Origin of the sequence: Salegentibacter sp. 24 (genome assembly GCF_004362395.1) — a bacterium.
In the GTDB taxonomy this organism is placed as follows: domain Bacteria; phylum Bacteroidota; class Bacteroidia; order Flavobacteriales; family Flavobacteriaceae; genus Salegentibacter.
Genome location: NZ_SNWE01000008.1, coordinates 17,128 through 31,404, shown reverse-complemented (window position 1 = coordinate 31,404; position 14,277 = coordinate 17,128). Strand labels below are relative to the sequence as shown.

Genomic DNA, 14,277 nt, shown 5'->3' with positions numbered 1-14,277 from the left:
AAGAAGATGGAGGCTCCGGCTCCTTCTCAAAGGAAGTGTGTGCTAATAATAATCGGTTGATTTTGTTTTCTAAAAAGAAAGCATTGGATCCATATATACATCTACTCAAGATTAATTGCCAGAATTATTGATCATTCATCTTGATCCTACAACGGCAGGTATACTACTTTTCAAATTGAATAAAAGCCAGGGTTTCAAAAGCGTTTTTATCAAACCTGGGGTCAGGTTCCGGTTACCAAAGGGAAAAACATTAAGAGTTGTTCTGTCTGTCAACACCTTTTTAGATTTTGGAATAAGTTATCCTTTAATCCTTAAAGCTTAAGATAAAAGTGGTCCCATCTCCGGTTTTGCTTACAACATCGATTTCACCTCCCAGGCTAGTCATATAACTTTTCACCAAATATAAGCCAATACCTTTGCTGTCCTTATTGTTGGTAAAGACCTGATGCAATCCGAATAGTTCATTCCCATTTCTTTTCAGATCGAAACCAATTCCATTATCTGAAAATCGGACCTCAGCCCCGGCTTCATTTCTTTTGGAATAAATGGATATTCTGGGTGGAATTCCAGGTTTGGCGTATTTGATTGAATTTGTTATAAGATTTAAGAAAATGCTGTGCAGGTAAAACTGATTAACCCTTAGGAATTCAATTTCAGAAAAATCAATTTCAAGGCTGGTCCTGGTCTCTACAATCAAAGAACCAAGGGAATTTAAAATGCTATCAAGAAGCTCTTTCAGGTTCACCGGCTTTACACTGGGTTTTAACAAAAGATTTTCCTTGAGATGATCAACCTGATTGTTTAAAGTGTCCTTTAACTTATAAACCGATATTTCTAATAAGTCCAGGCATGATAAGGTTTCTTCATCCTGGATTTTGGAGCGGTCTAATAAATTAACCAGGGAAATCAGATTATTTACCGGTGACCTTAGATCGTGAGCAGTTGTATAACTCAACTGGGTAAGCCCTGAATTCTTTGAAGTAAGGTCCCTGATTCGAAAGTGACGATCTTCCTCCAGTCTTTTAATATGGGTGATATTTTTTGAAATAGCGTAGATCAATTCTTTTTCCGGCACGGGAATAGAGGTCCAGGTCAGCCAAACAATTTCACCGGTTTTGGTGATATACCTATTTTGAAAATGCAACAAGGGTAATCCTTCCAGAACCTTTGCCCTGGTTTCGGCCGTATTCTTTTTATCTTCAGGATGAACAAAATGGCTGATGGGACTGGCAAATAATTCTTCCAGGGTATAACCCATTAATTTAATGAAAGCCGGATTTATTTTCCTAAAATAGCCATCAAACCCCGCAATACACAAATAATCGTGAGATAGGGAGAAGAAAGGTTCCAGATCATATTCGCTTTCAATAATTTTTAAATCCATCCTAGCTTGGGGCTTCGGCATTAAAATTTTTGTTTAAAAATAACCATTAGGCTTGACCCGGGCACCATCTAAATTTAAATAAGGTCCATTAAGCGAAGTTTTCTTTCAGGAGTAAGAAAAAAAAGCAAACTAAAGATCAAACCGATAAACCAAAGTAAATTTCCGATAATCAAAATAGCTAAATCTTGCATGTAAAAATGCGCTGCATCCTTAAACACGTCGGCAAATACAAACGCAAGGACAAGGGTCACACAGTAAATTGATTTTTCAGAATAGGAATTCAAATAATAAATAAGTGATATAACACCCAGAATTAACAAATTAAGATAATAAACTATATAAGCCGTAAACCGGAAATCACTACTTATGTAACTTTTAAGCTCTAGCAAATGTGTGAACAGCAAATAGGCATTTATAACAAAAAGCAAAAAAGAATACAACAACATTACTTTACTGGCTTTCTCTCTTTTTGTTTGACTTATTACCTCCCTGCTTAGCGCAATAAAAGCGAGGATATAAAAAAACAAAGAAAGAAGCTCATAATTTCCGCTAATCGCAAAAAATTCAGCAAATTTAGCAAGAAAGAAAAATACTATAAAGCAGCACTCGTTTATTCTGGGGCGTTTTTTCTGCTTTAAATAAATGGCTAAAATCCCCATGATAAACAACAGCTGAGTAGCTTGTTTCAACCAAAATATTTCTCCCACTGTGGCATATAAATTTATACCCAGAATCGGAAAAACAAGTAATAGGATCCAGTGAAAAAGACTCATTTTTTTTAAATTGCCGCCCGAAAATAAAAAAATCATTCTACCATTCTTAGCTTTTTCCTTAAAGCATTAACGTTTTTAATACAATCATTCAATTTTTCGACAAGATGTCTGATTTCTAGGTTGAATCACCATAGTATTATCAAAATCAAAACCTTATACGACCAGGATAATCTATTTATCTTTGTTTTCTTAATAAGATTTAAATGAACACATTCAGACTAAGTTTTTACCTGACTATTACTCTATTTGTATTGAGTTGCAAAGGAAATTCTATAGAAACCGCTCAAATTAAGGCGGAAAGAATTCCTATAGATAAAAGCATCAATGGCGATCCCGAAATAGAAAGATTTATAGCTCCGTACAAGAAACATCTCAATAAAACACTGGATAGTGCATTAGCCTATAATCCAAAGAGTATGCTGAAAAGCGACGGAGATCTCAATACTGCTATTGGTAATTTAATGGCCGATATTGTTATGGAGCAGGCCAACCCCATCCTTGTAAAGCGAACCGGCAAGGAAATCGATATGGTATTATTAAATCACGGTGGAATCAGATCTGGCTTAAACCAAGGAAATATCACCACCAGAAGTGCTTACGCCCTGATGCCTTTTGAGAATGAAATCGTGGTTGCTGAACTTTCCGGTGAAAAAATAGTAGAAATGCTTACTTACCTCGAACAAGCGAAAACCGCTCATCCCGTTAGTGGAGTCCGGATAGAAATGGATCAAAATTATAAAGTTACCCGGGCAACAATAAACGGTAAGAAAATTGATAAAGAAAAAACATATTTCGTTGCAACTTCTGATTATTTGCAGCAAGGCGGAGATAATATGAACTTTTTTAAAGACCCGATTGCGCTTCATCAAGTAGATTATAAATTGCGAAATGCGATAATAGACTATTTTAAAAAAGTAGATACATTGAAAGTTGAAAAAGACGATAGGTTTATTAGAAAGTGAGTAACGCTATAAGAACTCACCACCCAGGATTTGAAAATATTTTATTTAATTGCGAGCCGGAGTATTTAAAACTCGAGTATCGAATAAGAAGTAATGAAAAGAAGAAATTTTATACAACAAACCTCAGCAGCAACTGCTTTTATCGGTTTTGGTGGTTTAAGTTCACTTTCGTTTAAACCCAGTAATAAAAAACACATCACTATTCTGCACACCAACGATGTGCATAGCCATATTGAACCTTTTGGACCTGAGGATTCGAGAAATCCAAATTTGGGTGGAGTGGCAAGAAGAGCAACTTTAATACAAAGGATAAGAAATGAAAACCCGAATACCTTATTATTGGATGCCGGAGATATCTTTCAGGGAACACCTTATTTTAATTTTTACGGAGGTGAACTGGAATTTAAGCTGATGAGCAAAATGAAATACGATGCAGCTACCTTGGGGAACCATGATTTTGACAATGGGATAGCTGGTTTATATGCCCAGCTCCCGCATGCAGAATTCAATTTTATTTCCTCGAATTACGACTTCAAAAATACACTTTTGGATGGGCATACTCAGAAATATAAAGTTTTTACAAAAGATGGGGTAAAAATCGGCGTTTTTGGCTTAGGAATAGAGTTGCAAGGCCTGGTAAATAAAAGCCTATACAAAGAAACCAAATACCTTGACCCTATAGAAACTGCGCAGGAGATGAGTAGCATTCTAAAAAAAGAGAAAAACTGCGATTTAATCATTTGTCTTTCCCATTTAGGATATGAGTACAGCAGCGATAAAGTCTCGGATATTAAACTGGCACAAGCAACAGCTGATATTGACCTAATTATTGGTGGTCACACCCATACTTTCTTAGACAAACCAAGGGTAGAAATAAATAAGTCCGGTAAAAAAGTACTGGTGAATCAGGTGGGCTGCTATGGCCTTTATTTGGGAAGGATCGATTTTTATTTAGATGATAACAATGAAAATCAAACCACAGGAGTAAGTCTTGAGGTGTAAGATTCTTAGTTATTATTCTTTAAACAATAGGATCCACTTACCTATTCCAGCATTTTTAAGAATTCGTCTTCACTCACTATTTTTGTTCCCAATTTCTCTGCCTTTGCGAGCTTACTGGGTCCCATATTTTCACCAGCGACCAAATAGTGGGTTTTTCCTGAAATAGATCCGGAAACTTTGCCTCCATTCTCTTCAATCATTTTCTTTAGCTCGTTTCTGGAAACCTTTTCAAAAACCCCGGAGATGACAAAAGTATTTCCCTGGAGAACATTGCTTTGATTTTCCATTTCCTCCGCAGCGATTTCCAATTGAAGCCCATAAGTTTTTAAACGCTCAACAATATCCTGGTTATCTTGAGAAGAAAAGAAGTCCGTTACACTCTCCGCTATACGAACCCCAATCTCCTCAACCTCCGTTAAACTTTCAGTAGAAGCAGAGGCCAAAGCATCAATATTTTTATAATGTCTTGCTAATTTTTTGGCTACTGTTTCCCCTACGTATCTGATTCCTAAGGCAAATAAGACGCGTTCAAAAGGAATCTCTTTCGATTTTTCAATACCACGGATCAAGTTCTCAGCCGATTTTTCCGCCATTCGCTCCAGGGGAAGAATATCATCTTTTTTCAAAATATAGAGGTCGGCATAATTGGTAATTAAATTCGCATTTACCAATAGAGCAACAGTTTCACCGCCAAGCCCCTCAATATCCATGGCTTTTCGGGAAATAAAATGCTGAATTCTTCCTACGATTTGCGGCGGACAGCCGTTATAATTCGGGCAGTAATGTTGTGCTTCACCTTCATTTCTGATCAATTCCGTCCCACATTCAGGGCAGGTTTTGGCATATGTTGTTTCCTTTGTTTCTGGATTTCTTTGAGTAAAATCCACCCCGACGATTTTTGGAATTATTTCCCCGCCTTTTTCTACAAACACAATATCACCTTCCCTGACATCCAATTTTTCAATTTGATCTGCATTATGTAAGGATGCCCGTTTTACGGTCGTCCCTGCCAACTGCACCGGTTCTAAATTTGCAACCGGGGTTATAGCTCCGGTTCTCCCAACCTGGTATGTGATTTTATTCAATCTTGTACGCTCTTGCTCGGCTTTAAATTTATAGGCCATTGCCCAACGTGGTGATTTTGCCGTATACCCCAACTCGTCCTGTTGATCAAAACTATTGACTTTTACCACCACACCATCAGTCTCGTAAGGCAAATCGTGGCGATGCTTATCCCAGTAATTCACATAATCCAATACTTCGGTAATGCTATTTTTCAACTCCGCTTCTGGCGGAACTTTAAAACCCCATTCCCTGGCCTTTTCAAGGCCCTCGAACTGGGAGTTTACCGGTAGCTTTTCAGCCACTAAACTATATAGCAAACAATCCAAAGGTCTTTTTGAAACCTCCCCACTATCCTGAAGTTTTAAACTTCCGGATGCCGTATTTCTTGGATTTGCATAAGGTTCCTCCCCGGCTTCCACCCTTTCGGCATTCATTTTTGCAAAACCTTCATAGGGTAATACAATCTCGCCCCGAATATCAAATTTCTGCGGATATTCACCTTTCAACTTTAAAGGAACCGATCTAATAGTTTTGATATTATTGGTAACATCATCCCCCTGGAAACCATCTCCCCGTGTTACAGCACGTTTCAACTCTCCATTTTCATAGGTGAGACTGATAGAAGCTCCATCATATTTCAATTCACAAACATACTGCACTTTTCCACCTATAGACTTTTCAATACGTTTTTCCCATTCCTCCAGCTCTTCCTTGGAGTATGAATTTGAAAGGGAATACATTCTGTACTGGTGAACTACCGTTTCAAAGTTTTTAGTTATGGCTCCACCAACACGATGTGTCGGGGAATTAGGATCTTCAAATTCAGGGTTTTTTTCTTCTAATTCCTGTAATTCTTTCAGCTTCATATCAAAATCATAATCACTGATTTCGGGCTTATCCTCTATATAATACAAATAATTATGTCGGTGTAATTCTTCGCGTAACTGTTTGATCTTTTCTTGGGTACTCATAAATGCTAAGTTATTGCTGAAATGAAAGTTTGTCATTTTTAAAAACAAGAGAATGCTTTGATTCTTTGTAAGTAAATTCAATTTCGAATTCAGATTTATAGGCTTTATCGTCGGTAGGAAACCAGTCTTTTAGTTTCTGGTTAATAGTAATAAACAAACCTTCATCATCACCAATGGCACAAAATCGCTTAAAATCGCCATCGTATTTCTCCAGTTGAACATTAGATTTCAAAAACTCAAATTTCTCCTGGATGTTTTCGGTTGCCAAACCAATTTCACTTACTCCCAAAATACTTTTTTCTGAAAATAATGCTGATTCGGGTTTGGTAAAACTCTCACGAGAAATGAATTCTATGATATTCTTATCTTCATCATAGAAATAGAGCGATTTTGCACTCCAGGCCAAAAAATCAACAATTTCCTGTCCGTTACCTTCCAAAACAGGAATACGTTCTTTTATCCATGTCAGGGCTTCATTATGCTGATTATCGGGAATATGAAAGGCAATATGGTAGGGTGTGGCGTTTTCCTTCTGCTGAAAGCTTAGTTTGGAAAATCCGGTTTCAACTTCAAAATAATCTTCAGTGTAATCGATAATTTTCAGATTCAGTTTATCCCGATAAAAATGAAGTTGCTCCTTTATATTAGCTGTATATAATTGAAGTTTAAGGATTTTCATAATATACTTTTTTAGGTCTGGTCTTTATTCATCCATTGAGGAACAGGCATAGGTTTAAAATTATGCATTTTTTCCATGATTTCCTCAATATTATCAGCAATGAGCAAAAGATCAAAATTCTCTTTCCTTAGCAAAGCCTTTCTCACCATGGTTTTGAGCATTGCGATAAGCTCGTCATAGAAACCATTAATATTTAAAAGTCCGATAGGTTTACGGTGCAGGCCTAATTGTCCCCAGGTAACAATTTCAAAAAGTTCTTCGAAAGTCCCAAAACCTCCGGGCAAAGCGATAAATCCCCCGCTTAATTCGTGCATTTTAAGCTTTCGCTCATGCATATCTTTTGTAGTGACCAATTCTGTTAAACCCGCATGAACTACCTCTTTGGTTTTTAAAAAGTCGGGGATCACACCAATTACCTGACCTCCATTTTGAAGTGCCCCCGCAGCCACCTGTCCCATTAAACCCAGTTTGCTCCCACCATAGACCAGGGTAATATCTCTCTGAGCTAAAATTTTCCCCATTCGGTAAGATTCAGTGTATATTTTTGAATCATTGCCATCGCTGCTTGCACAAAAAACGGCAACGCTTTTGAGCTGATTTCCTTTATTATTTTTCAAACCTATTGATTTCTTGTTTTGACTTTTTGACCATTAAAAAGTGTTTCTAAAATGGCTATTTTAAAGTTTATCCACTTTTATCATTCTAAAATTTCCAAACATATCCTTTCGCAATTCTGTTTTAAAACCTTTTTCCTGTACCATTTTTACAGTTTCTGTTGCCAGATACTGATTGATTTCAAAGTAAAGCTTCCCTCCAGGGCTCAAAGCGTATTTAGCCAGGTCTGCAATTTTATTGTAAAAAATCAAAGGATTTTCATCTTTAACATACAAGGCAGAAGGTGGATCGTAATTTAAAACATTTTTATGCATTTCTTTTTTCTCCAACTCCCGGACATAAGGTGGATTAGACACTATAATGTCGTAGGTTTCTGGAAGCTTTTCCAACTGAAGTATATCCTGCCTTATAAATTCCAGGTTTCCTGTATGGCCTTCAGCATTTTGGGAAGCTATATTCAGTGCAGCTTGAGAAATATCCATCGCTGAAATTTTAGCCTGCGGTAGATTTTTCATCAGGCTAATTGCGATGCATCCACTCCCAGTTCCAATATCCAGGATCTTCAGGGTCTTATTTTCCGAAGAAAAATCATCTATTATCCATTGCACCAATTCTTCGGTTTCCGGTCTTGGCACCAGCACATTTCTATCGACTTTGAAGGTCAATCCAAGAAATGCTGTATTCCCAATGATATGCTGAATAGGTTCGTGGCTTTCTAATCGTTTTAAAGCCGAATCCAATCGCTGAGCCTGGTTCTCATCGATTTGAATTTCAGGATCTAAAGCCAGATCAATTCGTTTAATTCCAAATAAAGCTTCAGTTAGTAAGAAGAAAAAAGAGAACACTTCTTCAACCGGGTAATCCTTTTCCAGTGTTTTTATGAAGATCTCTTTTTGCACTTTCAGTTTCATTCTGATTTCTTGATTTTTGAATCTTCCTGCTTAAGCTTTAGATGTCCCTTAGCATCCACATCGTGCAATTGTAATGCCCGGTGTCGCCCAGTGGCTTTTCCAGGGATTTGAATCCGCTACGGCTATAGAGTTTTCTGGCACTTTCCATATAGGGGAGAGTCTCGATATAACATTGTTCGAAATTATGGGACTTTGCAAATTTCAGGCAGGTATCCATCATTTGAGCACCAAGACCTTTACCACGTGCCTCAGGTAGAAAATACATCTTTTGCAATTCGCAGACCTTCTCTTCCAGCCCAATTAAGGGCGCTATCCCAGCTCCTCCGATTATTTTCTCATCGTCTTCCACCACAAAATAGTTCATTCGTGGGTACTGATACGTTCCAAACATATCGTCCAAGGCCACGTCTTCATAAGCCGTTCCTACTTTAGGCACACCCATTTCCACTAAAACCTTTCTCACTACTTCGGCAACTTGTTGATTGTCTTCGGGTTGAATTTCCCGTATTTTTAGCATCCTCATTCTTGGTAAATAATCCTATTTTAGTGGCGTGAATATACACGAAAATTATATAAATCGATGCATCCAACTAGCCAAAAATGGTCAAGGAGCTACCTATCCCAATCCGCTTGTAGGTAGCGTAATTGTTCATAAAAACAAAATAATTGGCGAAGGATGGCACCACAAAGCTGGGGCACCCCATGCCGAGGTAAACGCTATTAATTCAGTTAAGGATACCTCGCTTCTAAAAAAGGCGACTATTTACGTTAGCCTGGAACCTTGCAGTCATTTTGGAAAAACACCACCCTGTAGTGATTTGATAATAGCCAAAGAGATAAAAAAAGTAGTGATTGGTTGTGTAGATCCCTTTGCAGAAGTAGCCGGACGTGGAATCAAGAAATTAATGGAAGCCGGCTGCGAGGTCACGGTAGGTGTTTTAGAAAAAGAATGCCAGGATCTCAACAAGCGCTTTTTCACCTTTCACCAAAAAAAAAGGGCTTATATTATTTTGAAATGGGCCCAATCGCTCGACGGGTTTATCGCTCCTGCATTTCAGGAAAAGCGAGAACCGGTTTGGATTAGCAATCGATATTCTAAACAACTGGTGCATAAATGGCGTAGTGAGGAACAGGCCATTATGGTTGGCACAAAAACCGCAGTTGCTGATAATCCTCAATTAAATACAAGGCTCTGGAAAGGGAACAATCCGGTTAGAGTGGTAATAGATAAAAATCTAAAAATTTCACAGGATTCTGCCTTGTTTGATGGCAGTACAAAAACGCTGGTTTTAACTGAAAAATCCACTGGAATGTATGCTAAAAATAATTTAGTTTTTGAAACAATTGATTTTCGGGAAAATTTACCTTCACAAATTTGCCAGGTTCTCTACAGGCATAATTTACAATCGGTTATTATTGAAGGAGGCGCTCATACGCTTCAGTCATTCATTGATATAAACCTTTGGGATGAAGCCCGAATTTTTACTGGGATTTCTAATTTTCACAAAGGTGTAAAGGCCCCGCTATTTTCAGGGAAAATACAATCCACAACCTCCCTTGAGCTCGATAATTTAAAAATTTACAAAAATGATTAAAACCATAATTTTCGATTTTGGGGATGTTTTCATAAATCTGGATAAAGCCGCCACAATGCGGGAAATGAACAGATATGAAATTAAAACGCTTTCCGAAAATTTGTTGAACATCAACCAGCAATACGAGAAAGGACTCATATCTTCTGAAGATTTTGTGAAATCCTATCAAATCGAACACGCACAACTACAGGAAAACCAATTTAAAAATTCCTGGAATGCCATCTTGGTAGATTTCCCAGAATATCGGTACCAGTTTTTAAAAAAACTTTCCCAGGAAAAAGATTACCAGCTGATTTTATTGAGCAACACCAATAAAATCCATATTGACTGGGTCAAGGAAAACGTATCGTTCTTCCAGGATTTTAAAGCTTGTTTTGATGCCTTTTATCTTTCTTATGAAATCTTTTCTAGAAAGCCCGATCCTGAGATTTATCAGTATGTACTCACAGCGCACAACCTTAAACCGGAAGAATGCTTGTTTATAGATGATACCCGGGAAAATACCGATGCTGCTGAGAATTTAGGTATTCACACCTGGAATATTGAGCCTACCAGGGAAGATGTGATTGATTTATTTACCGCCAAAAAGGAATTATTTTGATCTACCTACTGCTTAGCATCCTCTCTTCCACAATTATTTTTGTAGTATTCAGGCTTTATAAAAAGTATGGCGTAAATACAATGCAGGCCATAATAGTAAATTATTTTATCGCCTGTAGTGTTGGCTTTTTCGGTTATATCGATGGAGTTGAAGATTTGATAAGAATTCCCGAAGAATCATGGTTTCCAGGTATCGTTTTTCTCGGCGCTATGTTTATTACGGTTTTCAATCTAGCCGCCATCACCACCCAGCGCAGTGGGCTTTCGGTAGTTTCTGTAGCTACGAAGATGTCCGTTGCGATCCCAGTACTTTTCGGAATATTTATTTACAACGAAAGCATGGGTTTTCTAAAAATTGCAGGGATCTCACTCGCCCTGGTAGCGGTTTATCTAAGTTCGATTAAAACAAAAAAAGGAATTTCAATAAAAAAGGAAAATCTCATATTTCCCTTACTGGTTTTCATTGGAAGCGGAATCATTGATACCACTATAAACTACCTCGAAAATTTCTATGTTTCAAAAACGGATGTGGGACTTTTTTCTTCAAGTATCTTTGGGGTGGCTGGAATTATCGGAACCCTTATTTTAATTGGACAGGCACTGCTGGGGAAATTAAAAATCACCTGGAAAAATATTGCCGGAGGTATCGCCCTGGGAATTCCAAATTATTTTTCAATATACTTCCTGGTGAAAGCATTACGACATCCCGGTTTTGAAAATTCAATAATTTTCACCTTAAATCATGTAGGCATAGTTCTGGCTTCTACTATATTGGGAATTGTTTTTTTTAAAGAAGTTTTACTAAGGAAAAACTGGATTGGGATTGCCATTGCTGTGATAAGTATTATACTTGTGGCCAGTAGTCAGTAGAAATCATTAATTCTTTAAAGGGATTCTGTAATTGCGCTTTCAATTTTGAGTTGGTGCTCTTAACCTGTAGACAAATGAATCGACAACCCTAAAGACGTGTTAATAATTCTGAAGAGGATTTGAAGCATCATATGAAATGAAAGACACCTATAAAACCATAATCAAAGCTTCCCCGGAAGTCTTATTCAAGGACAGGAACTCTAAGTTTTTCGGCTATGCATTTCCTGTAAGAAATGAAGAAGAGACCAGTATGCACCTGGAAGAACTAAAAAGCAAACACCATAAAGCTCGCCACTGGTGTTATGCCTGGCAGTTAGGAAAATCTGATTTCCATTACCGCGTCAATGATGATGGCGAACCTTCTAATTCGGCCGGAATGCCAATCTATGGACAAATCCAGTCTTTTGAAGTTACCAATGTTTTAATTGTAGTGGTCCGGTATTTCGGGGGTGTAAAACTCGGGGTGGGCGGTCTTATCAATGCCTATAAAACTGCGGCCCAAATGGCCCTGGAACAAGCCCATATTGTTACCAGAACGATCGATGAGGTTTTCACTATCAGTTTTGATTATCCTCAAATGAATATTGTGATGAGATTAATCAAGGAAAACAATCTGAAAATTATTGAACAAAAATTGGAGTTGGATTGCATGATTTATATAGCTGTAAGAAAAAAAGATGCGCAGGCGGTTTTTGAAAAATTTGATTCCACCTATAAGGTTAAAATAAGAAAATTGGAATCGTAAATACTATTTCAGAGCATAGTAGATGCTAAAACCAATATGCTTATCAAGGATATATAAAATCGCATGAATCTACTTCAACTTATCTAATATATACTGGGGACAGCGAATAGGTTTTTTGGTTTTAGCGTCCATAAAAACCAAAGTTGTATAAGCTTTGGTAAGTAAGTCTTCACATTGGTTAAAAATCAAATATTCAAAAGTAATTTTTACCGATGGCAGTTCCTTTAAAATCACCTGTATTTTAAGTTCATCCTCAAAAACCGCGGGTTTCAAAAATTTGGTATTGAGTTCATACACAGGCAACATCACCCCATTTTCCTCCATAGTTTTATAAGATATCCCTAAGGCTGAAAGCCAATCCAGACGGGCAATTTCAAGGTATTGAGCATAATTTCCATGATGGACCACCCCCATTTGATCCGTCTCAGCATAACGGACTTTAACAAAAGATTCGTGACTTTTCATTCTGAATTTAACAGGTTAAGTGAATGAGGTTTTGTACTTTCATAATCGGATTTAAGTATGCGTAAATTTTTCTTAAAATTCAACCCCAAACAGGTTTTTTTATTACATAATTTGTTCACATATTTGTTCCACTAAGTTATAAGACCCCTAAATCTTTTAACTGCTAATAAACCACTACTAATCTAAAATAATACAACACAAAGCATGTCAAAAACTGCGCAATCAGTTTGGAATAGCTGTCTGGCTTTTATCAAAGATAACATTACTCCACAGGCTTATAAAACGTGGTTTGAACCTATTCAAGCAGTAAAACTCACAGATTGTGCACTCAGCATACAGGTGCCTTCAAAGTTTTTTTATGAGTGGTTAGAAGAACACTATGTAAAACTCTTAAAGGTTTCGCTTACCAAAGAATTAGGAGAAAAAGCCAAATTGGTCTATGTGATCAAAATGGAGAATACCTACGGTAATAAAATGCCGTTCACCGAAAAAATCCCTAGTACTCAGCGCAGCCATATGGCTTCTCAAGAAGTTGATGTGCCAATTAAAAATAAAAACCCTGAATTAAAAAATCCTTTTATAATTCCAGGAATTCGGAATGTAAAAATTGAGTCTCAATTAAACCCGAGCTATAACTTTGAGAATTTTCTGGAAGGAGATTCTAACCGATTAGCAAGATCGGCAGGATTGGCAGTAGCCAATAAACCTGGGGGCACTTCTTTTAATCCGCTCCTGATTTTTGGTGGCGTTGGATTAGGGAAAACCCATTTGGCGCACGCTATTGGTGTTGAAATAAAAGACAAATATCCCGAGAAGACCGTTTTATATATTTCTGCAGAAAAATTCACTCAACAGTACATAGAATCAGTCAAGAAAAACAACCGAAATGATTTTATTCATTTTTACCAGATCATTGATGTTTTAATTGTTGATGATATCCAGTTGCTTTCTGGAAAAGCTGGAACTCAGGATGTATTTTTCCATATTTTTAATCATTTACATCAAAACGGAAAACAGGTAATTCTTACCAGTGACAAAGCACCAGTAGATATGCAGGATATTGAACAACGCCTGCTTTCTAGATTTAAATGGGGACTTTCAGCCGAATTACAACATCCCGATTTCGAAACACGAATATCCATTATTAAAAATAAACTCTATCGCGACGGTGTGGAAATGCCAGAAGAGATCGTCGAGTTTTTAGCCAATAACATTAAGACAAATATCAGGGAGCTGGAAGGTGCAATTATCTCGCTTATCGCCCATTCTTCTTTTAATAAGAAGGATATCACTTTGGAACTTGCCAAGAAGATCGTAGATAATTATGTAAAAAACACCAAACGAGAAGTTTCCATAGATTATATTCAAAAAGTGGTAAGTGACTACTTCCAGATGGATGTACAAACCTTGCAGTCTAAAACCAGGAAAAGACATATTGTTCAGGCAAGACAGCTTGCCATGTTCTTTGCGAAAAAGTTCACCAAGGCTTCTTTAGCAAGTATTGGGTCGCAGATTGGAAAACGTGATCACGCTACTGTTTTACACGCCTGCAAAACGGTAGATAATTTATCCACTACCGATAAACAATTCAAGAAATTTGTTGAAGACCTCAACAAAAAACTGACCATATAAAAAATACT

At 37.3% G+C, this 14,277-nt stretch carries 15 protein-coding genes; 7 read left to right on the top strand and 8 right to left on the bottom strand.

Translation table 11 applies throughout. The features are described 5' to 3' along the window. Positions 1–304: 304 nt before the first annotated feature. Entirely contained in the window at positions 305–1,405 is a 1,101-nt protein-coding gene (locus DET49_RS07305; protein ID WP_243729568.1) for a sensor histidine kinase, read from the bottom strand. Positions 1,406–1,458: 53 nt separating this feature from the next. After that, complete coding sequence (locus DET49_RS07300) at positions 1,459–2,157, bottom strand: hypothetical protein (protein WP_133547444.1); 699 nt, start codon at positions 2,155–2,157, stop codon at positions 1,459–1,461. Between the two features lie 203 nt (positions 2,158–2,360). On the opposite strand from DET49_RS07300, the gene DET49_RS07295 reads away from it, so the two are divergent. Together DET49_RS07295 and DET49_RS07290 are read left to right on the top strand one after the other, a co-directional pair. Then, positions 2,361–3,119, top strand: a complete 759-nt coding sequence (locus DET49_RS07295; RefSeq protein ID WP_133547443.1) for a 5'-nucleotidase C-terminal domain-containing protein — start codon at positions 2,361–2,363, stop codon at positions 3,117–3,119. A 93-nt stretch (positions 3,120–3,212) separates the two neighbouring features. Next, positions 3,213–4,121 carry a bifunctional metallophosphatase/5'-nucleotidase gene (locus DET49_RS07290; RefSeq protein WP_133547442.1) on the top strand — a complete coding sequence of 303 codons (909 nt, stop codon included), beginning with the start codon at positions 3,213–3,215 and terminating at the stop codon, positions 4,119–4,121. Between the two features lie 41 nt (positions 4,122–4,162). Here the strand turns inward: DET49_RS07290 and ligA are convergent, their stop codons facing one another. The 5 genes from ligA to DET49_RS07265 are packed head-to-tail and all read right to left on the bottom strand — an operon-like array spanning position 4,163 to position 8,885. Then, positions 4,163–6,157, bottom strand: coding sequence for an NAD-dependent DNA ligase LigA (ligA, locus tag DET49_RS07285; RefSeq protein ID WP_133547441.1), 1,995 nt, complete (start codon positions 6,155–6,157; stop codon positions 4,163–4,165). 10 nt (positions 6,158–6,167) lie between these two features. Further along, positions 6,168–6,836 (bottom strand): VOC family protein, encoded by a 669-nt coding sequence (locus tag DET49_RS07280; RefSeq protein WP_133547440.1) that lies wholly within the window; start codon positions 6,834–6,836, stop codon positions 6,168–6,170. A gap of 11 nt (positions 6,837–6,847) precedes the next feature. Continuing rightward, positions 6,848–7,453, bottom strand: a complete 606-nt coding sequence (locus tag DET49_RS07275; RefSeq protein WP_410527957.1) for a TIGR00730 family Rossman fold protein — start codon at positions 7,451–7,453, stop codon at positions 6,848–6,850. 60 nt (positions 7,454–7,513) lie between these two features. After that, positions 7,514–8,362, bottom strand: coding sequence for a peptide chain release factor N(5)-glutamine methyltransferase (prmC, locus tag DET49_RS07270; protein WP_133547438.1), 849 nt, complete (start codon positions 8,360–8,362; stop codon positions 7,514–7,516). A 37-nt stretch (positions 8,363–8,399) separates the two neighbouring features. Continuing rightward, positions 8,400–8,885, bottom strand: a complete 486-nt coding sequence (locus DET49_RS07265; protein WP_133547437.1) for a GNAT family N-acetyltransferase — start codon at positions 8,883–8,885, stop codon at positions 8,400–8,402. A gap of 28 nt (positions 8,886–8,913) precedes the next feature. On the opposite strand from DET49_RS07265, the gene ribD reads away from it, so the two are divergent. From ribD to DET49_RS07245, 4 genes are all read left to right on the top strand, one after another. Beyond that, positions 8,914–9,957 carry a bifunctional diaminohydroxyphosphoribosylaminopyrimidine deaminase/5-amino-6-(5-phosphoribosylamino)uracil reductase RibD gene (ribD, locus tag DET49_RS07260; RefSeq protein WP_133547436.1) on the top strand — a complete coding sequence of 348 codons (1,044 nt, stop codon included), beginning with the start codon at positions 8,914–8,916 and terminating at the stop codon, positions 9,955–9,957. Beyond that, the gene (locus tag DET49_RS07255) at positions 9,950–10,558 is read left to right on the top strand and encodes an HAD family hydrolase (RefSeq protein ID WP_133547435.1); all 609 of its coding nucleotides are present in this window, start codon (positions 9,950–9,952) and stop codon (positions 10,556–10,558) included. The genes ribD and DET49_RS07255 overlap by 8 nt, the downstream gene beginning before the upstream one ends. Continuing rightward, positions 10,555–11,427, top strand: coding sequence for an EamA family transporter (locus DET49_RS07250; RefSeq protein WP_133547434.1), 873 nt, complete (start codon positions 10,555–10,557; stop codon positions 11,425–11,427). The genes DET49_RS07255 and DET49_RS07250 overlap by 4 nt, the downstream gene beginning before the upstream one ends. A 136-nt stretch (positions 11,428–11,563) precedes the next feature. Then, positions 11,564–12,172, top strand: a complete 609-nt coding sequence (locus DET49_RS07245) for an IMPACT family protein (RefSeq protein ID WP_133547433.1) — start codon at positions 11,564–11,566, stop codon at positions 12,170–12,172. A gap of 69 nt (positions 12,173–12,241) precedes the next feature. On the opposite strand, the gene DET49_RS07240 is transcribed toward DET49_RS07245, so the two are convergent. Then, positions 12,242–12,637 carry an acyl-CoA thioesterase gene (locus DET49_RS07240; RefSeq protein ID WP_133547432.1) on the bottom strand — a complete coding sequence of 132 codons (396 nt, stop codon included), beginning with the start codon at positions 12,635–12,637 and terminating at the stop codon, positions 12,242–12,244. A 204-nt stretch (positions 12,638–12,841) separates the two neighbouring features. Here DET49_RS07240 and dnaA point away from each other — a divergent pair, with 204 nt between their 5' ends. Beyond that, complete coding sequence (gene dnaA / locus DET49_RS07235; RefSeq protein ID WP_133547431.1) at positions 12,842–14,269, top strand: chromosomal replication initiator protein DnaA; 1,428 nt, start codon at positions 12,842–12,844, stop codon at positions 14,267–14,269. Positions 14,270–14,277: the final 8 nt, after the last annotated feature.